Source organism: Streptomyces sp. ISL-66, from assembly GCF_018614135.1.
GTDB lineage: Bacteria > Actinomycetota > Actinomycetes > Streptomycetales > Streptomycetaceae > Streptomyces.
Genome location: NZ_JAGGOW010000061.1, coordinates 1 through 21,314, shown reverse-complemented (window position 1 = coordinate 21,314; position 21,314 = coordinate 1). Strand labels below are relative to the sequence as shown.

The following is a 21,314-nucleotide window of genomic DNA, read 5'->3' as shown; positions in this document are numbered from 1 at the left end:
CACCGTCACCGCCCGGTGCGCCGGGGTGGCGGCGGCGCGGTAGCGGCGCGGCGCGGCGGCGGCCTAGTGCCTCCGCTCCTGCTTCTGCTTGCAGTCCACGCACAGCGTGGCCCGCGGGAAGGCCTGCATCCTGGCCTTGCCGATGGGCCGGCCGCAGCTCTCGCAGATGCCGTACGTGCCCGCCTCCAGCCGTTCCAGGGCACGCTCGGTCTGTTCGAGCATCGAGGTGGCGTTCGCCGCGAGGGCCAGCTCGGACTCCCGGGTGATGTTCTTGGTGCCGGTGTCGGCCTGGTCGTCGCCCGCGCCGTCGCCGGAGTCCCGCATCAGGCCCGAGATGGCCACCTCGGAGGCGTCGAGCTCGGCGCGCAGCCGCAGCACCTCGCTCATCAGGTCGCTGCGGGCCTCGTCGACCTCCTCCGTGGTCCAGGGGTCCTCCCCGGGCCGTACGGCGAGTTCGCCGGGCGCCAGGCCCGCCGCCCCGCGCGCCTTGGGCAGCCCGCTGGTCGCGGACGCGGCCGTCTTCCTGGCCGTGCCGGTGCTCTTCTTGGCAACCACTTTCCGGGCTCCCGTCTCTGGCGCGGCCTGCGCCGCCACCCCCTCGGCCCCGGCCGCCTTGGCCGTGGCCTCCTTCCCGGCCGTCTTCTTCGCGGCCGTCTTCTTCCCGACCGCCTCCTTGACGGCCGTCTTCTTGACGGCGGCGGCCTTCTTGGCCGACGCCGTCGCCTTCCCGTCCACGGCCTTCTTCTTCGCCGGCTGCGCCGCCGGCTCCTCCTGCGCAGCCCTTCCGACAGCCTTCTTGGCAGTACTCCCGGCGGTCTTCTTCGCCACCATGGCCGCGGCCCCTTCACATACTGTGATCATTGCTCGCGAATCGTGCCGGAACGATAAATCGACTCCGGACCCACGGCAACGGGGCACGCATCCATCAAGGCCAACCTGCATCCGTTGTGCCCAGCCGGGAGCCCGGTAATCCGCCCCTCCCGCCCCACGGCACCCCGGACCTGCCCCGCGCGCCCATTCGGGTCATCCGCCGCCCCGCCCGCCTCCCCGCGCGCCTCCCCGTTCGCGCCCCCGCCGGGGCCCCCGTCCCCGCCCCCTCCCGCACCCTCGTCCGCGTCCCCGCGCCGCGCCCCGGAAACCGGTCTGCCGACCCGCGCCCCGGCCCGTACACTGGGCCCAGCGAAAGGCATGGATGGGGACGAGTAGCGTCGGACGCAGCCAGGAGCGACCCGGGGACGGTGAGAGCCCGGGGGCGAGCGCGATGCGAAGGATCACCCCGGAGCCGCCGGAAGAAAGCCGTACGGAGCCCGCACGGGCGCCCGCACGACCCGTAGAACCGGCTTCGCACCCCAATGAGGGGGCCCTCGGACCACACGTCCGGAGGCCAAGGAGGGTGGTACCGCGGGAGCGGCTGGTCCCTGATCCAAGGGAAGGCGGCTCTCGTCCCTCCGGACGGAAGTGACACCCCGCCGGAGGAAGAGTTCAGCCTCATGACCACACCGCCCCAGTACCGCCCGGTACCCGCCCAGGTCGACCTGCCTGCCCTCGAGCACGCGGTCCTCGACTTCTGGCACGAGAGCAAGACCTTCGCCAAGACCCTGGAGCAGTCCGAGGGCCGCCCCGAGTGGGTCTTCTACGAGGGCCCGCCCACGGCCAACGGCATGCCCGGCGCGCACCACATCGAGGCCCGCGTCTTCAAGGACGTCTTCCCCCGCTTCCGCACCATGCGCGGCTACCACGTGGCCCGCAAGGCCGGCTGGGACTGTCACGGCCTGCCCGTCGAGCTCGCCGTCGAGAAGGAGCTGGGCTTCAACGGCAAGAAGGACATCGAGGCGTACGGCATCGCCGAGTTCAACGCCAAGTGCCGCGAGTCCGTGACCCGCCACACCGACGCGTTCACCGAGCTCACGACCCGGATGGGCTACTGGGTCGACCTGGACGACGCCTACCGGACCATGGACCCCGAGTACGTCGAGTCCGTGTGGTGGTCGCTGAAGGAGATCTTCAACAAGGGCCTGCTCACCCAGGACCACCGCGTCGCCCCCTGGTGCCCGCGCTGCGGCACCGGCCTCTCGGACCACGAGCTGGCGCAGGGCTACGAGACGGTCGTCGACCCCTCGGTCTACGTCCGCTTCCCGCTGACCTCCGGCCCCCTCGCGGGCGAGGCGGCGCTGCTGGTCTGGACGACGACCCCGTGGACCCTGGTGTCCAACACCGCCGTCGCCGCGCACCCCGACGTCACGTACGTGGTCGCGCGCCGTACCGGCGGCGAGGACTCCGAGAAGCTGGTCGTAGCCCAGCCGCTGCTGGAGAAGTCCCTCGGCGAGGGCTGGGAGGCCACCGGCGAGACCTTCACGGGCAAGGAGATGGAGCGCTGGACGTACGAGCGCCCGTTCTCGCTCGTCGAGTTCCCGGCCCCGGCCCACTACGTCGTGAACGCCGAGTACGTCACGACCGAGGACGGCACAGGTCTGGTCCACCAGTCCCCCGCCTTCGGCGCCGACGACCTCGCGGTCTGCCGCGCGTACGGCCTGCCCGTCGTGAACCCGGTCCGCCCCGACGGCACCTTCGAGGAGCAGGTCCCGCTCGTCGGCGGCGTCTTCTTCAAGAAGGCCGACGAGAAGCTGACCGCCGACCTCGACGCGCGCGGCCTGCTCTTCAAGCACATCGCCTACGAGCACAGCTACCCGCACTGCTGGCGCTGCCACACCGCGCTGCTGTACTACGCGCAGCCGTCCTGGTACGTCCGCACCACCGCCGTCAAGGACGCGATGCTGCGGGAGAACGAGAAGACGAACTGGTTCCCCGACTCGGTCAAGCAGGGCCGCTTCGGCGACTGGCTGAACAACAACGTCGACTGGTCGCTCTCCCGCAACCGCTACTGGGGCACCCCGCTGCCTATCTGGCGCTGCGAGGAGAACCACCTCACCTGCGTCGGCTCGCGCGCCGAGCTGAGCGAGCTGTCCGGGCAGGACCACTCGAACCTGGACCCGCACCGCCCGTACATCGACGAGGTCACCTTCCCCTGCACGGCCGAGGGCTGCTCCCTCGAAGCCGTCCGCGTCCCGGAAGTCATCGACGCCTGGTACGACTCGGGTTCGATGCCGTTCGCGCAGTGGGGCTACCCGCACAAGAACAAGGAGATCTTCGAGAAGCGCTACCCGGCGCAGTTCATCTCGGAGGCCATCGACCAGACGCGCGGGTGGTTCTACACCCTCATGGCCGTCGGCACCCTCGTCTTCGACAAGTCCTCCTACGAGAACGTGGTCTGCCTGGGCCACATCCTCGCCGAGGACGGCCGCAAGATGTCCAAGCACCTGGGCAACACCCTCCAGCCCATCCCGCTCATGGACCAGCACGGCGCGGACGCGGTCCGCTGGTTCATGGCGGCCGGCGGCTCCCCGTGGGCGGCGCGGCGCGTCGGCCACGGCACGATCCAGGAGGTCGTCCGCAAGACCCTCCTCACGTACTGGAACACGGTCGCCTTCCAGGCCCTGTACGCCCGCACGTCGAACTGGGCCCCGTCCGCCTCGGACCCGGCGCCGGCGGACCGCACCGTCCTCGACCGCTGGCTCCTCTCGGAACTCCACGCCCTCACGAGCGGGGTCACCGAGGCGATGGAGTCGTACGACACCCAGCGCGCCGGCAAGCTCCTCTCCTCCTTCGTGGACGACCTCTCCAACTGGTACGTCCGCCGCTCGCGCCGCCGCTTCTGGCAGGGCGACGCGGCCGCGCTGCGCACGCTGCACGAGGTCGTGGAGACGGTCACCCGCCTCCTCGCCCCGCTCACCCCCTTCATCACCGAGCGGGTCTGGCAGGACATGATCGTTCCGGTCACCCCGGACGCCCCGGAGTCGGTGCACCTGTCCACCTGGCCGGTCGCGGACACCGCGGCGATCGACCCGGTCCTCTCGCAGCAGATGCTGCTGGTACGCCGCCTCGTGGAGCTGGGCCGCGCGACGCGGGCCGAGTCCGGCGTGAAGACGCGCCAGCCGCTGTCCCGCGCACTGGTCGCGGTGACGGGCTTCGAGGCCCTGTCCCCGGAGCTCCGCTCCCAGATCACGGAGGAGCTGAACGTCTCCTCCCTGGCCTCCCTCTCGGAGGTCGGCGGGTCCCTGGTGGACACCACGGCGAAGGCGAACTTCCGGGCGCTGGGCAAGCGCTTCGGCAAGGGCGTGCAGGACGTGGCGAAGGCCGTGGCCGCGGCGGACGCGGCGGCCCTGTCCCTGGCGCTTCGCTCCGGCGGGGCGACGGTGGAGGTCGACGGCTCCCCCGTCACCCTCACCCCCGAGGAGGTCATCATCACCGAAACCCCGCGCGAGGGCTGGTCGGTGGCGTCCGACTCCGGCGCGACGGTCGCCCTCGACCTGGAGATCACCGCGGAGCTGCGGCTGGCGGGCCTGGCCCGTGACGCGATCCGCCTGATCCAGGAGGCCCGGAAGAACTCGGGCCTGGACGTCGCGGACCGCATCGCCCTGCGGTGGTCCTCGACGGACCCGGAGGTCGTGACGGCCCTGACGGACCACGCGGGCCTCATCGCGGACGAGGTCCTCGCCACGGACTACGCCGCCGCCGAGGCCGACGCGTCGTACGGTGACCCGTTCACGGACGAGTCCCTCGCCCTGACGTTCCGCCTCCGCAAGGCGTAACCCCCCCGGCCCGTGGCCCGGCGCCCCTCCGGGGGCACCGGGCCACAGCTGTTTCTCCTCCCCTATCCCTGGGGCTCCGCCCCAGGGAACGGTGCGAGCACCGGGCGGGGACCTCGCCCCGCGCAGCGGCACCCGCCCCCGGCCCGACCGTCTGCCGACGGGTACCGCTTAGTTGTCGTCCTCGTCGATCAGGAAGCCCCGCATCGGAGACGGCGCCTGCTGCATCGGCTGCGGAGCGACCGGTCGCACCGGCGCCATCGGCTGCGTCATCGCCGGGGACATCTGCTGCTGGCCACCGTAGGACGGGGCCATCGGCGAGGGACCGCCCATGGGCGACGGGCCACCCATCGACGGGCCACCCATGGAGTGCATCGCACCGGCCGGGGCCATCGACGGGGACGGCGACGGCGGCAGCGCGGGACCGGCCGGGTTCCGCGGCGGAGCCAGCGAGTCGTCGGCCTGGGTCTCCAGCTGGCGCAGCTGCGACTCGAGGTAGGACTTCAGACGGGTCCGGTACTCACGCTCGAAGCCTCGCAGGTCCTCGACCTTGCGCTCCAGCGTGGCGCGGGCGGACTCCAGGGAGCCCATCGCGACGCGGTGCTTCTCCTGCGCGTCCCGCTCCAGCGCGTCGGCCTTGGCGCGGGCGTCCCGCTCCAGGCCCTCGGCGCGCGAACGGGCCTCGCCGACGATCTTGTTGGCCTCGGAGCGGGCCTCCGCGATCGCCTGGTCGGCGGTCTGCTGCGCGAGCGAGAGGACGCGGGCGGCACTGTCGCCACCGGGGCCCTGCTGCGGGAGCTGCTGCGGCTGCTGCTGCTGGTGCATCTGCTGACCCATGGGCTGCATCTGCTGCCCCATCGGCTGCATCTGCTGGCCCATCGGCTGACCGAGGGGGTTCTGGCCGCCCATGGACTGCTGCTGCATGGGGTTGCCCATCGGGCCGGGGCCCTGCTGACCCATGCCCTGCTGGCCCATCTGCTGCTGGCCCATGTGCTGCTGGCCCATCTGCTGCTGCCCACCCATGGTGTGCTGCTGCATGGGGCCGCCCATCTGGCCCGGACCCTGCTGTCCGTGCCCACCGGGGCCGGCGGGCAGCTGCGGCTGTCCGCCCGGAAGCTGCGGCGGACCCATCTGGGGCTGCTGCTGCTGCTGCGGCGGGCCGGATATGGCCGCGGGCACGGGGGCACCGGGGCCGCGCTGGTCCTGGGGCTCCGGCTTGCGCATGCCCTGCTGCTGCTGGTTCTGCGCGGCGGCACGCGTGGCGGCCGCGAGCTTGGCGCGCAGGTCCTCGTTCTCGCGCAGCAGGCGCGTCAGTTCGGACTCGACCTCGTCGAGGAAGGCATCGACCTCGTCCTCGTCATAGCCTTCTCGGAGGCGGACGGTCGTGAACTGCTTGTTCCGCACGTCCTCGGGGGTCAGCGGCATGTCTTCTTCACCTCTACGTAGTCGTCGGCAGTCGGCAAGACCGGATCGGGACTGTCCCCGCGCCCGCGGGGAAGCACATCGTTCACACACTTCTCGCAGCGGTGCTCACGAAACTGATGAGGATGTAAACGATGATCATCAGAACGAAGAAGGACAGGTCGAGTGCCACGCCCCCGAGACGCAACGGCGGGATGAGCCGCCGGAGAAGCTTGAGCGGTGGATCGGTGACAGTGTAGGTGGCCTCCAAAACGACCACCATCGCCTTGCCGGGCGTCCATGAACGTGCGAACTGGAACACGTAGTCCATGACCAGTCGGAAGATCAGCACGATCAGGAAGCACATCAGCGCGATGTAGACCACTTGCAGTGCGACGCCCATCCCGCGCTTCCCTCTCCCCTGCTCTCGCTCTGTTCCCGGTCCCCGTATCTGACGGATCGGTCTAGCTTTGGTTGAAGAACCCGCCCTCCGCGATGCGGGCCTTGTCCTCCGCCGTGACATCGACGTTAGCAGGCGACAGCAGGAACACCTTCTGTGTCACTCGTTCAATGCTGCCGTGCAGACCGAACACGAGACCGGCGGCGAAGTCGACGAGACGCTTCGCGTCCGTGTCGTCCATCTCCGTGAGGTTCATGATCACCGGAGTGCCCTCACGGAAGTGTTCCCCGATGGTACGGGCCTCGTTGTAGGTCCGGGGGTGCAGCGTCGTGATGCGGTACGGCTCCCGCTCGGAGACGACCTTGGGCATGATCACGGGTGCGTTCTTCTCCAGAATCGAGCGTTCGGGTGTGATGGATGCCACGGGGGCAATTCGCGCAGGACGTCCGTTTTCAACCGGAATTGGGACGGCTTCCCTCTGCGCCGGGGGCTGAGAGATTCGTACCGGTTCGTCCGATACGGGCGTTACATGTGAAGCGGGTTGCTGTCGCCGACGCTCCCGTTCCGGTTCCGGCTCGGGCTCGAACTCGTCGTCGGGGTCGTACCCCGGGTTGTCGTACCGGTCGTCCTCCACGAGGCCGAGGTAGACCGCCATCTTGCGCATCGCGCCGGCCATTCTCTGAGTCCTCCGCTCTGTGGTGGATCGCCCTGTCGCAGGTGTCTCGCCGTGTCACGAATGTCACCAACTGCCCGCGATCCACGTGGTCTGTCCGCTGATCAGCGGTAATGACCATATTTTCTGCTGTGGTCCGACTTTCTTCGCGACGTTACCCGAGCCGGGGTCTCGCGCCGAGTACCGCAGTGCCGACGCGTACATGTGTCGCACCGGCCGCAACGGCCAGTTCCAGGTCCGCGCTCATTCCGGCCGACACCATCGTGGCACCCGGATGGTCCGCGCGCAGGCGGGATGACAATTCCACCAGCTGCTCGAAAGCGGCTTGTTCGCGTCCCGCGAACTGCCCGGCCAGCGGAGCGACCGTCATCAGTCCGTCGATGCGCAGTCCGGGCGCCGCCGCCACGAGGTCCGCCAGTTCCGCGAGCTGCTCGGGTGCGGCTCCGCCGCGGGACCCCCGCTCGCCCGCCTCCGCGTCGAGGGCGATCTGTACGAGGCAGCCGAGTTCGCGTCCGGCTCCCCGCGCCGCGGCCGAGAGGGCCGTGACGAGCTTCGGCCGGTCGACCGACTGCACGATGTGCGCGTATCCCGCCACGGAACGGACTTTGTTCGTCTGCAGCTGACCGACGAAGTGCCAGGTGAGCGGCAGATCCGCACAGGCCGCGGCCTTGGGGGCGGCGTCCTGGTCACGATTTTCCGCCACGTGACGGACACCCAGGTCCGCCAGCAGTCGTACGTCGCTCGCCGGGTAGGTCTTGGTGACCACGATGAGGGTCACCTCTTCCCTCGCGCGTCCCGCCGCGGCGCAAGCGGCGCCGATGCGTCCCTCCACCCGCGCGAGGCTTTCGGCCAGCTCGGCCTTACGATCCGTCATCCCTCAGTCCAACCAGACATATCCGGCAAGCCGCCCGGTCACCCGGTCGCGGCGGTACGAGAAGTGGTCCCGCGACTCCAGTGTGCAGACCGGGGAGCGGTACGCGTCCACCACCCCCGCCCCGGCCAGCTGCGCGTGCACCCCGGCGACCACGTCGACGGCCGGTGTCCCCCAGCTTGTCTCGGCGTAGGAGGCCGGCACCACTTCGGCGACCGCCTCCCGCATCTCGGCGGGGACCTCGTAACAGCGCCCGCACACCGCCGGTCCGGTACGGGCGATCATGCGCGCGGGCTCCGCGCCCAGCGAGACCATCGCCTCGACGGCGGCGGTCACGACCCCGGCGACCAGTCCGGGCCGCCCGGCGTGGACGGCTCCCGCGATGCCGGCGACCGGGTCGGCCAGCAGGACGGGCGTGCAGTCGGCGGTGAGGACCGCGAGGGCGAGCCCCCGACGGGTGGTCACCAGCGCGTCCACGGAGGGGATGTCCGAACCGGCGGCCCACGGGCCGTCGACCACGGCCACCTCGCGCCCGTGCACCTGGTTCATCCAGACCACCCGGTCCGGTGCGATGCCCAGGCGGTCCACCGCGGCCGCCCGGTTCGCGCGAACGGCGGCCGGGTCGTCTCCGACCGCGCCGCCGAGGTTGAGCCCTTCGTACGGAACGGCGCTCACCCCGCCCCACCGGTCGGTGAAGGCGAAGTGGGCGCCGCTCTCGCTGTGCTGCTCCAGCGTCACTTCAAGAAGTCCGGGACATCCAGTTCCTCGGCCGGGCTGTCCTGGTACGGCCGGGCGGTCGGGACCTGCGGCGCGGGCGCCTCGGCGACCGGGGCCGGCGCGTGCGCGGGCTCCTCGCGCGGGGTGACCGTGCCCAGTCCGCCGAAGGCCGGACGGACCGGCTCGGCGGAGCGGACCGGAGCCGGGGCCGGCTCCTCGCGCTTGGTGGACACGGCGCCGATGACGTTGTCCCGGCGGGCCGGGGGCTGTCCGCCGTCGAACCCGGCCGCGATCACGGTGACCCGCACCTCGTCGCCGAGCGCGTCGTCGATGACGGCGCCGAAGATGATGTTCGCCTCGGGGTGCGCGGCCTCGCTGACCAGCTGCGCGGCCTCGTTGATCTCGAAGAGACCGAGGTCCGAGCCGCCGGAGATCGAGAGCAGCACGCCACGGGCGCCGTCGATGGACGCCTCCAGCAGCGGCGAGGAGATGGCCATCTCGGCCGCGGCCACCGCGCGGTCGTCGCCGCGGGCCGAGCCGATGCCCATCAGTGCCGAGCCGGCCTCGGACATCACGGACTTGACGTCCGCGAAGTCGAGGTTGATCAGGCCGGGGGTGGTGATGAGATCGGTGATGCCCTGGACGCCGGACAGCAGGACCTGGTCGGCCGACTTGAAGGCGTCGAGCACGCTGACCTGGCGGTCCGAGATGGACAGCAGTCGGTCGTTGGGGATGACGATGAGGGTGTCGACCTGTTCGCGGAGCTGGGCGATGCCGTCCTCCGCCTGGTTCGCGCGGCGCCGACCCTCGAAGGTGAACGGCCGGGTGACCACACCGATCGTCAGGGCGCCGAGCGAGCGCGCGATGTTGGCGACGACGGGTGCGCCGCCGGTGCCGGTGCCGCCGCCCTCGCCGGCGGTCACGAAGACCATGTCGGCCCCCTTGAGGACCTCCTCGATCTCCTCGCGGTGGTCCTCTGCCGCCTTGCGGCCGACATCCGGGTTGGCGCCGGCGCCAAGGCCGCGGGTGAGTTCGCGGCCGACGTCGAGCTTGACGTCGGCGTCGCTCATCAACAGCGCCTGGGCGTCCGTGTTGATGGCGATGAACTCGACGCCCTTGAGACCGACCTCGATCATTCGGTTGATGGCATTGACACCACCGCCGCCGACACCGATGACCTTGATGACTGCGAGGTAGTTCTGCGGTGCTGCCACGTCGAAGGCCTCTCGCCTCGAGTTACGTGTCGTTCGCCTCGCGGGCCTGCGGTGCGACGACTGATGCCGAAATTGGGAACGGTCCGTACACGCCGACCCGAACCCTAACCCTGAAGTTTAGGGTTATGAGTGTGTCTGTTCCTTGGAATCTCCCGAACAGGACACTAAGTCGACAAGTAGCGCGTGTTCAACGAACACGCCGAACCTCCCGTTTTTCTTTTCACCCTATGTGATCACCCGTATCGCTGGCCAACCAGGGTGCGCCGCTGTTCGACCGGACGTCAACTACCGGACACCGCCGGGGCGGTGGGGACGCTCACATCGAACCGATCGGCCTTGGGCGAGGCCTTCAGCAGCGCCGTCAGAGCGCGTCCCTTCGCGTCACCCTGTTCGCCGCTCCCCCAGATCACGGTCCGGCCCCGCGTCAACTCCAGTACCACCGAGTCGTACGAGCCCACCTTGACCTGCACGGTCTCCTTGCGGATGGCCTGCCGAAGGCCGCCGGCGACCCCGACGGCCTCGTGCAGCAGCCGATCCTCGTCGAAACGGCGGCCGCTCGCGGACCGGTCCACGCTCAATTCGAGGACCGGAACGCCGCCGGGTGCTTTCGCGACCGTGTCGAATCGCACACCCGAAGCGTCCACTTCCTCGAAGCCCGCGTCCTTTTTGATGAGCAGGACCGGCTTGCGTTCCGTCACCTTCAGCCCGATTCCGTGCGGCCAGGCACGCACCACGTCGACCGAATCGATACGGGGCAGCCGGCCGCGGAGCCGGGCTTCGATCTCGTCCGTGTCCACGGACACCATGGGCGCGCCGACGGGTACGGCCGCCGCGAGGAGCACCTGCTGCGAGGTCAGGATCTCGGTGCCGCCCGCGGTGACCTTCTCGACCCGGAGCCAGGAGGAGCCGTAGAGCACCCAGGCGCACCCGGCGGCCAGGAGCGCCGCCAGGACGAGCCCGGCGACCAGGACGGGGCCCCGGCGCAGGCCCCTCAGGAGGGGCCCGCCCGGGCCCGCCGGGCCGGATGCACGTGGCGGTTTGGGCGACTTGGGGGCTTTGGGAGCCTTGGGTCGCTTGGTGGAACCGGGCCCGTTCCCCGCGGCCCCGGGACTGCCGCGCTGTGCGGTGCTCGCTCCGGCCACTCCTGTGCCTCCTGGGTCTGTGCCTCCCGCCTCAGCGGGTCCGGTTGGCGGCGATCGCCTCGTACACCATGCCGACCAGCAGCTCGTCGGCGTCCCGTCGGCCGAACTCTGCGGCCGCGCGGGACATCTCGTACAGGCGGTGCGGGTCGGCGAGGACCGGGAGGATCTGGCCGAGCACCCAGTCGGGCGTCAGTTCCGCGTCGTCCACGAGCAGTCCGCCGCCGGCCTTGACCACCGGCTGGGCGTTGAGCCGCTGTTCGCCGTTGCCGATGGGCAGCGGGACGTAGGCGGCGGGCAGCCCGACGGCGGAGAGTTCGGCGACGGTCATCGCACCCGCGCGGCACAGCATCATGTCGGCGGCGGCGTACGCGAGGTCCATCCGGTCCACGTACGGTACCGGCACATAAGGCGGCATCCCGGGCATGTTGTCGACACGCGGCAGTTCGTTCTTCGGGCCGACCGCGTGCAGGATCTGGATCCCGGAGCGCTGGAGGACCGGAGCGACCTGCTGGATCACCTCGTTGAGGCGGCGGGCGCCCTGCGAGCCGCCGGAGACCAGCAGCGTCGGCAGGTTGGGGTCGAGCCCGAAGGCGGCGCGCGCCTCCGGGCGGACCGCGGCCCGGTCGAGGGTGGAGATGGACCGGCGCAGCGGGATGCCGATGTAGCGGGCGCCGCGCAGCTTGCTGTCGGGCGTGGAGACCGCGACGGCGTGCGCGTACCGGGAGCCGATCTTATTGGCCAGGCCGGGCCGGGCGTTGGCCTCGTGGACGATGATCGGCACCCCGAGGCGCTTGGCCGCGAGGTAGCCGGGCAGGGCCACGTAGCCGCCGAAGCCGACGACGCAGTCGGCCTTGGTGCGCTCCAGGATCTGCTCGGCGGCCTTGATGGTGCCGCGCAGCCGTCCGGGGACGGTGATCAGCTCGGGCGTTGGCCTACGGGGCAGCGGGACGGCAGGGATCAGTCCCAGCTCGTAGCCGCGCTCCGGCACCAGGCGGGTTTCGAGTCCGCGTTCCGTGCCGAGGGCGGTGATGCCCACGGAAGGGTCCTGCCTGCGCAGGGCGTCCGCGAGGGCGAGCGCTGGCTCGATGTGGCCGGCGGTCCCCCCACCAGCGAGTACGACATGCACCGAAATTCACCGCTCTCCGGACGGACGCTTCTTGACGCGCCGTCTCATTGACTTCCATCTCCAGCCGGTCCGCGGCCGGCCCTTCCGCGGCCTTCGCATCGCGAGGGCCGCGCGTGCCGCCGGCTCCTCACGCGCGAACGCGATGAGCAGTCCGACCGCGAACATGGTCGGCAGCAGGGCCGACCCCCCGTAGGAGAACAGCGGGAGCGGGACCCCGGCGATCGGCAACAGGCCGAGCACCGCACCGATGTTGATCACGGCCTGTGCCGTGATCCAGGTGGTCACGCCTCCCGCGGCAAACCGTACGAAGGGGTCCTCCGTGCGTCCGGCCACGCGGATACCCGCATAGCCTAGGGCCGCGAACAGGGCGAGCACCGACAGTGTCCCCGCCAGCCCCAGTTCCTCGCCGGTGATGGCGAAGATGAAGTCGGTGTGGGCCTCTGGCAGTTGCCCCCATTTTTCCACACTGGCGCCCAGACCGGAACCGAACCATCCGCCGGAGGCCAGGGCATAGATTCCGTGGACGGCCTGCCAGCAGAGGTCGTTCCTGCCCGGTTCGGTCGCCCCGATGCAGGCGAGCCGGTCCATGCGGTGCGGGCTGGTCTTGATGAGCAGCACGACGAGCAGACCCGCGAAGGCCAGTACGCCCGCGAACATCCGCGTCGGCGCCCCGGCCAGCCACAACAGGCCGAACAGGATGGCCCCGAGGATCATCGCGGTGCCCATGTCGCCGCCCAGCATGATGAGCCCGAGCAGCAGGAAGGTGACCGGGACCAGCGGCACCAGCAGGTGCTTCCACTGGCTCAGCAGGTCCTTGTCCCCCTTGCGCGCGAGCAGGTCGGCGCCCCACAGGATCAGTGCCAGTTTGCCGAACTCGCTGGGCTGGAGCATGAACGGACCGCCGAGGGAGATCCAGTTCTGGTTGCCGTTGATCGAGACCCCTATCCCGGGGACCTGGACCAGGACCATCAGGAAGAGCGTGCCGGTCAGCACCGGATAGGACAGCGCCCGGTGGAGCTTGACGGGCATCCGGGAGGCGACCAGGAGCAGCACGGTGCCGATCAGGGCCGCCAGGAACTGCTTCTTGAAGAAGTACGCGTCGCCCAGGCCGAGCTGGAGGGCCTTGATCATCGAGGCGGAATAGACCATCACCAGGCCGAGCACGGTGATGAGCAGCGAGCTGCCGAAGATCAGGTAGTACGCGGTGAGCGGCCGGTCCCAGGCCCGGCGGAGCCGGCTCTGCGTACGCCGGAACCCGGCCAGCGGCCCGCCCGCGGCGGACCGCTTCGCGCTCGCGACGGGCCGCCCGCGGCCCAGCACCCGGCCGGTCCCGGGCGCCCTGACGGACCGCGCGGGCTTGTCGGTTCCGGCTGCTTTGGCGGCGGACGGCCGCCGTCCCGGCAGCACTTGCTTGGCCGGCATCTGTGATCTTCCCCTCCACTCGTACGAGGCGAGGCGAGCGGCCGGCGGGTGCGGGAGCCCCGGAGCTAGGCCTTCTCGGCGGCCAGTTCGCGCACCGCGTCGGCGAACGCGTCCCCACGCTTGTTGTAGTTCGCGAACATGTCCATCGAGGCACAGGCCGGCGCCAGCAGAACCGTGTCGCCGGGCTCCGCGAGCCGGGCCGCTTCCCGGACCGCCGCGAGCATCGCCCCAGTGTCGGTCCGCTCGAGGTCCACGACCGGGACCTGCGGGGCGTGTCGCGCCAGTGCCTCGGCGATCAGCGCCCGGTCGGCGCCGATCAGCACGGCGGCCCGCAGCCGCTTCGCCGACCGCTGTACGAGCTCGTCGAAGGTCGCGCCCTTGGCGAGGCCTCCGGCGATCCAGACGATCGGGTCGAAGGCGGCCAGGGAGGCCTCGGCGGCGTGGGTGTTGGTGGCCTTGGAGTCGTCGACGTACGTGACGCCGTCCACCTCGTCCACGTGGCTGACCCGGTGCGCGTCCGGCCGGAAGGCGCGCAGTCCGTCGCGGACGGCGCTCGGCTTCACGCCGAAGGCGCGGGCCAGGGCCGCCGCGGCGAGCGCGTTGGCGATGTTGTGCGGGGCCGGCGGGTTGACGTCCGCGACCTCGGCGAGTTCCTGGGCGTTCTTCTGCCGGTCGTCCACGAAGGCCCGGTCGACGAGGATGCCGTCGACCACGCCGAGCATGGAGGGGCCGGGGGCGCCGAGGGTGAAGCCGATCGCCCGGCAGCCCTCTTCGACGTCGGCCTCCATGACCAGGTTCTCGGTGGCCTTGTTGTCGGCGGCGTCCGCGTTGTAGACGCAGGCCACCGTGTTGCCCTCGTAGATCCGGCCCTTGTCGGCGGCGTAGGCCTCCATCGAGCCGTGCCAGTCGAGGTGGTCGGGGGCCAGGTTCAGGACGGCCGCGGAGTGGACGCGCAGCGAGGGCGCCCAGTGCAGCTGGTAGCTGGAGAGCTCGACGGCGAGCACGTCGAGATCGCGGTACGGCTCCTCGCCCAGGACCACGTCGATGATCGGGGTGCCGATGTTCCCGACGGCCGCCGTCTTGAGTCCGGCCGCCTTCAGGATCGAGGCGAGCATCTGCGTGGTGGTGGTCTTGCCGTTGGTGCCGGTGATCGCGAGCCAGGGGGCGGCGTCCGGGCCGCGCAGCCGCCAGGCGATCTCCACGTCTCCGACGACGTCGACACCGGCCGCGGCGGCGGCCTCGAACAGCGGGCTGTCGGGCTTCCAGCCGGGCGAGGTGACGACCAGGTCCGTGCCTTCGGGCAGGGTCTCCGCGTCCGCCAGGCGTACGGAGATCCCCGCCGCCTCCAGCTCCGCCGCGCGCTCGCGGTGGCCCTCGCTGTCGCCGCCGTCGACGACGGTCACGACGGCGCCGAGGCCGGCCAGGGCGCGGGCGGCGCTGACGCCGCTCACGCCGAGGCCGGCGACGGTGATGTTCTTGCCCTGCCAGGAGGTCACTTGTCGGCTGCCCATCCCGCGTAGAAGAGTCCGAGACCCACGATCACGCACATGCCCTGGATGATCCAGAAGCGGACCACGACAAGGACTTCGGACCACCCCTTGAGTTCGAAGTGGTGCTGGAGCGGAGCCATCCGGAAGACGCGCTTGCCGGTCATCTTGAAGGAGCCGACCTGGATGACGACCGACATGGTGATGAGGACGAACAGGCCGCCCAGCAGCGCCATCAGGAACTCGGTCCGGGAGCAGATGGCCAGGCCGGCGAGCGCGCCGCCGAGGGCCAGCGAACCGGTGTCGCCCATGAAGATCTTGGCGGGCGAGGTGTTCCACCACAGGAAGCCGAAGCAGGCGCCCATCAGGGCGGAGGCGACGACCGCGAGGTCCAGCGGGTCCCTCACCTCGAAACAGGCGGCCGGGTTGGTCAGGGTCTGCGCGTTGGCGCAGGACTCCTGGTACTGCCAGACGCCGATGAAGGTGTAGGCGCCGAAGACCATCACGGCGGCGCCGGTGGCCAGGCCGTCCAGTCCGTCGGTCAGGTTCACGCCGTTGGACATCGCCAGGATCATGAACAGCGCCCAGACCACGAACAGCACCGGCCCGATGGACCAGCCGAAGTCCGTGACGAACGACAGCTTCGTCGAGGCCGGGGCGAGCCCGCGGGCGTCCTTGAACTGGAGCGCGAGCACCGCGAAGGCGATGCCGACGATCAGCTGGCCGGACATCTTGGCCTTGGCCCGCAGACCGAGCGAGCGCTGCTTGACGATCTTGATGTAGTCGTCGAGGAAACCGACCAAGCCCATGCCGGCCATCAGCAGGAGGACCAGGAGGCCCGAGAAGGTCGGCTGACTGCCGGTGATCACCTTGGTGAGGGCGTACGCGATCAGCGTGGCCAGGATGAAGGAGATGCCGCCCATGGTGGGCGTGCCCTTCTTCCCGGCGTGGCCGCGCGGACCGTCGTCACGGATGAACTGGCCGTAGCCCTTGCGGGCCAGACCCTTGATCAGCAGCGGGGTGCCGATGAGCGTGAGGAAGAGTCCGATGACTCCGGAGAACAGGATCTGCCTCATCGGCCGGCGACCTCGCCCTCGCGCTCCAGCAACGCCAGCGCGACCCGCTCCAGACCAATGGACCTGGAAGCCTTCACCAGCACGACGTCACCCGGGCGCAATTCACTGCGCAACAGGTCGACCGCCGCCTGCGCGTCGGACACGAGCACCGACTCCTCACCCCACGAACCCTCGTTATATGCGCCCAGTTGCAGCCAGGACGCTTCCCTGCCCCCGACTGCGACGAGTTTGCTCACGTTGAGCCGGACGGCGAGCCGTCCCACCGCGTCGTGCTCGGCCAGCGACGCGTCACCGAGCTCGGCCATGGGACCGAGCACCGCCCACGTGCGTCCCCCGTTGGCCCTCGCGGCGCCGCCCATCGCGGCCAGCGCGCGCAGAGCGGCCCGCATGGACTCGGGATTCGCGTTGTAGGCGTCGTTGACGATCGTCACACCGTCCGCCCGCTCGGTGACCTCCATCCGCCACCGGGACAGGGTGCCCGCTCCGGAGAGCGCGGTGGCGATCTCCGGGGTGGACATGCCCAGTACGTGGGCGACGGCGGCCGCGGCGAGCGCGTTCGACACGTGGTGCTCACCGTACAGCCGCAAGGTCACTTCGCCGCACCCGGTGGGTGTGTGGAGTGTGAAGGAGGGTTGTCCTCCCGGTGTCATGCGGACATCGGTGGCGCGTACGTCGGCGTCCTCGGCCTCACCGAAGAGGACCGTACGGGCCTTCGTGCGGGCGGACATCGGGCGGACCAGGGGGTCGTCGGCGTTCAGCACGGCGATCCCGCCGTCGGCCTCCGGCGGGAGGGACTCCACCAGCTCGCCCTTGGCCTGCGCGATCTGCTCGCGGCCGCCGAACTCGCCGATGTGGGCGGTCCCGACGTTCAGCACGAGGCCGATGCGCGGGGGCGTCAGACCGGTGAGGTAGGCGATGTGGCCGATCCCCCGGGCGCCCATCTCCAGTACCAGGTGCCGGGTTTCCCCGGTGGCCTTCAGCGCGGTGAGCGGCAGGCCGATCTCGTTGTTGAGGGAGCCGGGCGTCCACACCGTGGGCGCGTGCTCCTGGAGCACCTGCGCGATGAGGTCCTTGGTGGAGGTCTTCCCGGCGGAGCCGGTCAGGGCCACCACGTCGGTGCCCAGACGCTCGACGACGGCGCGGGCGAGGGCCCCGAGGGCCTTCTCCACATCGGGAACGACCACCGCGGGTACGCCGACGGGCCGGGCCGCGAGGACGGCCGCGGCGCCCGCGGCGACCGCGCGCTCCGCGTAGTCGTGACCGTCGACCTGCTCGCCGGCGAACGCGACGAACAGGCTGCCGGGCTCCACCTGCCGGGAGTCGATGACCACGGGCCCGGTGATGCGTACGGACGGATCCGGTATGTCGTGGGGCCGCCCGCCGGTGATGTCGGCGATCTCGGCGAGGGAGAGGGCGATCACTGGTTCACCTCGGCCTGTCGGGCACGCTGTCGGGCTTGGGTCTCGATGGCCGCGCGCAGGACCGCCCGGTCGTCGAAGGGACGTACGACGCCTGCGGTGTCCTGGCCCTGCTCGTGGCCCTTGCCGGCCACCAGCACGGTGTCCCCGGCCCCGGCGCGCGCGACGGCCGCCGCGATGGCCGCCGCCCGGTCGGCGTCGACGAGGACGGTCGCGCGTTCGGCGGCGGGGACGGACACAGCGCCTTCGAACATCGCGGCGAGGATCGCCAGCGGGTCCTCGGAGCGCGGGTTGTCGGAGGTGAGCACGGCGGTGTCGGCGAACCGGGCGGCCGCGGCGCCCATCGGGCCCCGCTTGGTGGTGTCGCGGTCGCCGCCGCAGCCGAGCACGACGTGCAGTTTGCCGGTGGTGACCTCGCGCAGGGCCCGGAGGACCGATTCGACGGCGTCCGTCTTGTGCGCGTAGTCGACGACGGCCAGGTACGGCTGTCCCGCGTCGACCCGCTCCAGCCGGCCGGGCACCCCGGGCACCGCGGCGACTCCGTCGGCGGCGTCCTGCGGGTCGAGGCCGGCGGCGGCGAGCGTGACGATCGCGGCGACCGTGTTGGCCACGTTGAACGGGCCGGGCAGCGGGGCGGTGGCCCGTACGCGCTGCCCGTCCGGGCCCACCAGGGTCAGGGTCGAGTCGGTGTGGCCCGAGACCACGTCCTCGGCGCGCCAGTCGGCGGCCGGATCGCCGGCGGCGGAGAAGGTGACGACCGGGATCCCCGCCTCCTTGGCGAGGCGCCGGCCGTACTCGTCGTCGATGTTGACCACTCCGAGGCGGGCCCGGCGCTCGGTGAAGAGCTGCGCCTTGGCCTGGAAGTAGTCCTCCATGCCGGAGTGGAACTCCATGTGTTCCGGGCTGAGGTTGTTGAAGACGGCCACGTCGAAGACGCAGCCGTCGACCCGGCCGAGCACCAGCGCGTGGCTGGAGACCTCCATGGCGACGGCCTCGACCCCGCGTTCGCGCATGACCGCGAACAGCGCCTGCAGGTCGGTGGCCTCGGGGGTGGTGCGCTCGGACTTGATGCGCTCGTCCGCGACGCGCATCTCGACGGTGCCGATGAGGCCCGTCGTCCGTCCGCTGCCGCGCAGGCCGCCCTCGACGAGGTACGCCGTGGTGGTCTTGCCGGAGGTGCCGGTGATGCCGATCTGGAGCAGGCCCTCGCCCGGCCGTCCGTAGATCGCGGCGGCCAGTTCGCCCATCCGGCCGCGCGGATCGGCGACGGCGAGGACCGGGAGTCCGGTGGCCGCCGCGCGCTCCGCGCCGGCCGGGTCGGTCAGCACGGCGGCGGCGCCGAGCCCGGCCGCCTGCGCGGCGAAGTCGGCGCCGTGCACCCTGGCGCCGGGCAGGGCCGCGTACAGGTCTCCGGGACGCACGGCACGGGAGTCGTGCGTGATGCCGGTGATCCGTACGCCGGCGCTGCGCGGCGGCGCGCCGGGGGCTTCGACTCCCAGCAGGTCCGCCAGCTCGCCGAGCGGGGTCGGGCGGGCGGACAGGGGGCGTGGCGCTCCCGGCGGCGCTGCCGGGGCGTCGTTCTGGGTGGTTCTGGGCTGATCAGCGTGGGACACGGCGGTGAGCGTACCGGGCCCGGTGGGCCGCCCGCGAAGTGAGGGTCCGGCCTCTGCGCCGGTGCCCGCGTGGTTCCCGGGTTCGGGGGTGATCGTTGTCACTGATGGTGCCTCACGCTTTTCTGGGGCGGGACTGCCGGGCCGACGGTCCGGGCCGGCTGCGGGCTCGGCTGGGGACGGGGCTGCGCGCCGGGTTCGTAGTCGACCGGGAGCCCGGCGGGGGCGGTTCCGGTGGGGGCGACCTGGAGGGTCTTGAGGGCGAACTCCATGACCTTCTTGTAGATGGGTCCGCAGATCTGGCCGCCGAAGTAGCTGCCCTTGGTGGGGTTCTGGATGGCGCAGTAGACCGTGATGCGGGGACGGTCGGCGGGCGCGAAGCCCGCGAAGGAAGCGGTGTAGCCCTTGTAGCGGCCGGTGGCCGGATCCACCCGGTTGGACGTGCCGGTCTTGCCGCCTACCCGGTAGCCGGGGATCCGGGCCTTGGTTCCGGTGCCCTCCTGGTCGTCGACCACCGACTCCAGCATTTGCGCGAGGGTCTTGGCGGTTTCCGGGCTGACCACGCGGTTCTGCGGGGGTGCCGGGGCCGGGGTGAAGCGGCCGTCGGGCCCCTTGGTGCCGCGGACCAGGGTCGGCTGGACGCGAACGCCTCCGTTGGCGATGGTCGAGTAGACGGAGGCCGCCTGCATGGCGTTGAGGGACAGGCCCTGGCCGAAGGGGATCGTGTACTGCTGGGAGGTGGACCAGTCCTCGGGCTTGGCGAGGATGCCGCGGGACTCCCCCGGGTAGTTCAGGCCGGTGGGCCGCCCGATGCCGAACTTGTCCAGGTAGGAGTACAGGACCTTGTTGGCGTCGCGCTGCGTCGGGCCGAGCTGGCCGGTGGCCAGGATGGTCCCGATGTTGGAGGACTTGGCGAGGACCCCGTTGAGGGTCAGGTACCAGGTCACGTGGTCGATGTCGTCCTTGAACAGCCGGTCGCCCCGGTGCAGCCGGTTGGGGACCTCGACGTGGGTGTCGGCGGTCGCCTTCTTCTCCTCGAGCACGGCGGCCATCGACATCACCTTGGCGGTGGAGCCGGGCTCGTACACGTCCTGGAGGGCCGCGTTGCCCATGGCGGCGGAGCTGGCCCTGGACAGGTCGTTGGGGTCGAAACCGGGGGCGTTGGCCATGGCCAGCACCTCGCCGGTCTGGGTGTCCTGGACGATGACGTAGCCGCGGTCGGCCTCCGACTTGGCGACCTGCTCGGAGATGGCGCTCTGCGCGGCCCACTGGATGTCGCGGTCGATGGTCAGTTCGATGTCCTCGCCGGGCACGGCGGGCTTCTCGCTGGATCCGGCGGTGGGCACCCGGCGGCCGCCGGACTGGGCGTAGGTGAGCTCGCCGTCCTTGCCGGCCAGTTTCTTGTCGAGCGAGGACTCCAGGCCTCCGGCGCCCTTGCCCTCGGCGTTGACGTAACCCAGTATCCCGGCGGCGAGATCGCCGTTCGGGTACACGCGCTTGCTGCTGTTCTCGTTGAACACGCCGGCCAGGACGTTGGCGCCGGGCCCGTTGTTCCTCTTGTCCGCGGCGGACTTCTCGGCGAAGACCTTCTTGAGGTCCTTGATCTGGTTCCAGACCTGGGGGGTCTGGCGGCGGGCGAGGACGACGTAGCGGGTGTTCTTCGTCTTCAGGCGCTCGGTGAGCTCCTTGGCGTCCTTGCCGATGATCGGTGCGAGGAGGGCGGCGGCCTGCTCGGGTGCGTCCGGGGCCTTGCTCTCCTGCGGCGTGAACATGTGCGGGTCCGCGGTGATGTCGTACGCGTCCACGCTGGTGGCGAGCGCGACGCCCTTGCGGTCGGTGATCTCACCGCGCTCGGCGGCCAGGGTGTGGCTGGCGAACCGGTTCTCGGAGGCCTTGGCGGAGTACGCGGACGCGTCGACGGCCTGGACCTGCAACAGGCGCACGACGAACGCCAGCATGACGAGCGTGAGCCCGACGCTGACCAGCCGCAGACGGGGCTTGGGGGCGCCGAGCCGGATCGTGTGCGGCTTCCTGGCGGGCGCGGGGCGACGGGTGGCGGGCCTGGCCCCCGCCGGCCTGGCCGCGGCCCGCGCCCGGTCCCCGCCGGGCCT

The 21,314-nt window shown here is 71.0% G+C and carries 16 protein-coding genes; 1 reads left to right on the top strand and 15 read right to left on the bottom strand.

What is annotated here, in order from left to right:
• Nucleotides 1-63: 63 nt before the first annotated feature.
• The gene (locus J7E97_RS12875; protein ID WP_215026101.1) at nt 64-831 is read right to left on the bottom strand and encodes a TraR/DksA C4-type zinc finger protein; all 768 of its coding nucleotides are present in this window, start codon (nt 829-831) and stop codon (nt 64-66) included.
• A gap of 659 nt (nt 832-1,490) precedes the next feature.
• On the opposite strand from J7E97_RS12875, the gene ileS reads away from it, so the two are divergent.
• A complete protein-coding gene (gene ileS, locus J7E97_RS12870) occupies nt 1,491-4,649 on the top strand; it encodes an isoleucine--tRNA ligase (RefSeq protein ID WP_215026099.1) in 3,159 nt (1,052 codons plus the stop codon).
• Between the two features lie 168 nt (nt 4,650-4,817).
• Here the strand turns inward: ileS and J7E97_RS12865 are convergent, their stop codons facing one another.
• The 14 genes from J7E97_RS12865 to J7E97_RS12800 form a co-directional block, all read right to left on the bottom strand.
• Nucleotides 4,818-6,071, bottom strand: coding sequence for a DivIVA domain-containing protein (locus tag J7E97_RS12865; RefSeq protein ID WP_215026097.1), 1,254 nt, complete (start codon nt 6,069-6,071; stop codon nt 4,818-4,820).
• 82 nt (nt 6,072-6,153) lie between these two features.
• Nucleotides 6,154-6,450: a YggT family protein gene (locus tag J7E97_RS12860; RefSeq protein WP_112450285.1), complete on the bottom strand. Its 297-nt coding sequence runs from the start codon at nt 6,448-6,450 to the stop codon at nt 6,154-6,156.
• A gap of 61 nt (nt 6,451-6,511) precedes the next feature.
• Nucleotides 6,512-7,123 carry a cell division protein SepF gene (locus J7E97_RS12855; RefSeq protein ID WP_215026093.1) on the bottom strand — a complete coding sequence of 204 codons (612 nt, stop codon included), beginning with the start codon at nt 7,121-7,123 and terminating at the stop codon, nt 6,512-6,514.
• Between the two features lie 151 nt (nt 7,124-7,274).
• Entirely contained in the window at nt 7,275-7,994 is a 720-nt protein-coding gene (locus tag J7E97_RS12850) for a YggS family pyridoxal phosphate-dependent enzyme (RefSeq protein WP_215026089.1), read from the bottom strand.
• A 3-nt stretch (nt 7,995-7,997) separates the two neighbouring features.
• The gene (pgeF, locus tag J7E97_RS12845) at nt 7,998-8,729 is read right to left on the bottom strand and encodes a peptidoglycan editing factor PgeF (RefSeq protein ID WP_215026085.1); all 732 of its coding nucleotides are present in this window, start codon (nt 8,727-8,729) and stop codon (nt 7,998-8,000) included.
• Nucleotides 8,726-9,922: a cell division protein FtsZ gene (gene ftsZ, locus J7E97_RS12840; RefSeq protein WP_215026082.1), complete on the bottom strand. Its 1,197-nt coding sequence runs from the start codon at nt 9,920-9,922 to the stop codon at nt 8,726-8,728. Before ftsZ ends, pgeF begins: the two co-directional genes overlap by 4 nt.
• A 281-nt stretch (nt 9,923-10,203) precedes the next feature.
• The gene (locus tag J7E97_RS12835) at nt 10,204-11,064 is read right to left on the bottom strand and encodes a cell division protein FtsQ/DivIB (protein ID WP_374224146.1); all 861 of its coding nucleotides are present in this window, start codon (nt 11,062-11,064) and stop codon (nt 10,204-10,206) included.
• A gap of 31 nt (nt 11,065-11,095) precedes the next feature.
• Entirely contained in the window at nt 11,096-12,190 is a 1,095-nt protein-coding gene (murG, locus tag J7E97_RS12830; protein WP_215026079.1) for an undecaprenyldiphospho-muramoylpentapeptide beta-N-acetylglucosaminyltransferase, read from the bottom strand.
• 6 nt (nt 12,191-12,196) lie between these two features.
• Nucleotides 12,197-13,612, bottom strand: coding sequence for a putative lipid II flippase FtsW (gene ftsW / locus J7E97_RS12825; RefSeq protein ID WP_215026077.1), 1,416 nt, complete (start codon nt 13,610-13,612; stop codon nt 12,197-12,199).
• Between the two features lie 65 nt (nt 13,613-13,677).
• Entirely contained in the window at nt 13,678-15,108 is a 1,431-nt protein-coding gene (gene murD, locus J7E97_RS12820; protein WP_215026120.1) for a UDP-N-acetylmuramoyl-L-alanine--D-glutamate ligase, read from the bottom strand.
• The gene (mraY, locus tag J7E97_RS12815) at nt 15,105-16,175 is read right to left on the bottom strand and encodes a phospho-N-acetylmuramoyl-pentapeptide-transferase (RefSeq protein WP_215026073.1); all 1,071 of its coding nucleotides are present in this window, start codon (nt 16,173-16,175) and stop codon (nt 15,105-15,107) included. Before mraY ends, murD begins: the two co-directional genes overlap by 4 nt.
• Nucleotides 16,172-17,596, bottom strand: coding sequence for a UDP-N-acetylmuramoyl-tripeptide--D-alanyl-D-alanine ligase (gene murF, locus J7E97_RS12810; RefSeq protein WP_215026070.1), 1,425 nt, complete (start codon nt 17,594-17,596; stop codon nt 16,172-16,174). Before murF ends, mraY begins: the two co-directional genes overlap by 4 nt.
• Entirely contained in the window at nt 17,593-19,308 is a 1,716-nt protein-coding gene (locus J7E97_RS12805) for a UDP-N-acetylmuramoyl-L-alanyl-D-glutamate--2,6-diaminopimelate ligase (protein WP_215026067.1), read from the bottom strand. Before J7E97_RS12805 ends, murF begins: the two co-directional genes overlap by 4 nt.
• A partial coding sequence (locus tag J7E97_RS12800) for a penicillin-binding protein 2 (RefSeq protein ID WP_215026063.1) occupies nt 19,305-21,314 on the bottom strand: 2,010 nt, incomplete at its 5' end. The genes J7E97_RS12800 and J7E97_RS12805, both read right to left, overlap by 4 nt.

Bases quoted from the DNA above. Each gene is read 5' to 3' on its own strand.
- J7E97_RS12875 (WP_215026101.1), bottom strand. From the start codon at position 831: ATGGTGGCGAAGAAGACCGCCGGGAGTACTGCCAAGAAGGCTGTCGGA.
- ileS (WP_215026099.1), top strand. From the start codon at position 1,491: ATGACCACACCGCCCCAGTACCGCCCGGTACCCGCCCAGGTCGACCTG.
- J7E97_RS12865 (WP_215026097.1), bottom strand. From the start codon at position 6,071: ATGCCGCTGACCCCCGAGGACGTGCGGAACAAGCAGTTCACGACCGTC.
- J7E97_RS12860 (WP_112450285.1), bottom strand. From the start codon at position 6,450: ATGGGCGTCGCACTGCAAGTGGTCTACATCGCGCTGATGTGCTTCCTG.
- J7E97_RS12855 (WP_215026093.1), bottom strand. From the start codon at position 7,123: ATGGCCGGCGCGATGCGCAAGATGGCGGTCTACCTCGGCCTCGTGGAG.
- J7E97_RS12850 (WP_215026089.1), bottom strand. From the start codon at position 7,994: ATGACGGATCGTAAGGCCGAGCTGGCCGAAAGCCTCGCGCGGGTGGAG.
- ftsW (WP_215026077.1), bottom strand. From the start codon at position 13,612: ATGCCGGCCAAGCAAGTGCTGCCGGGACGGCGGCCGTCCGCCGCCAAA.
- mraY (WP_215026073.1), bottom strand. From the start codon at position 16,175: ATGAGGCAGATCCTGTTCTCCGGAGTCATCGGACTCTTCCTCACGCTC.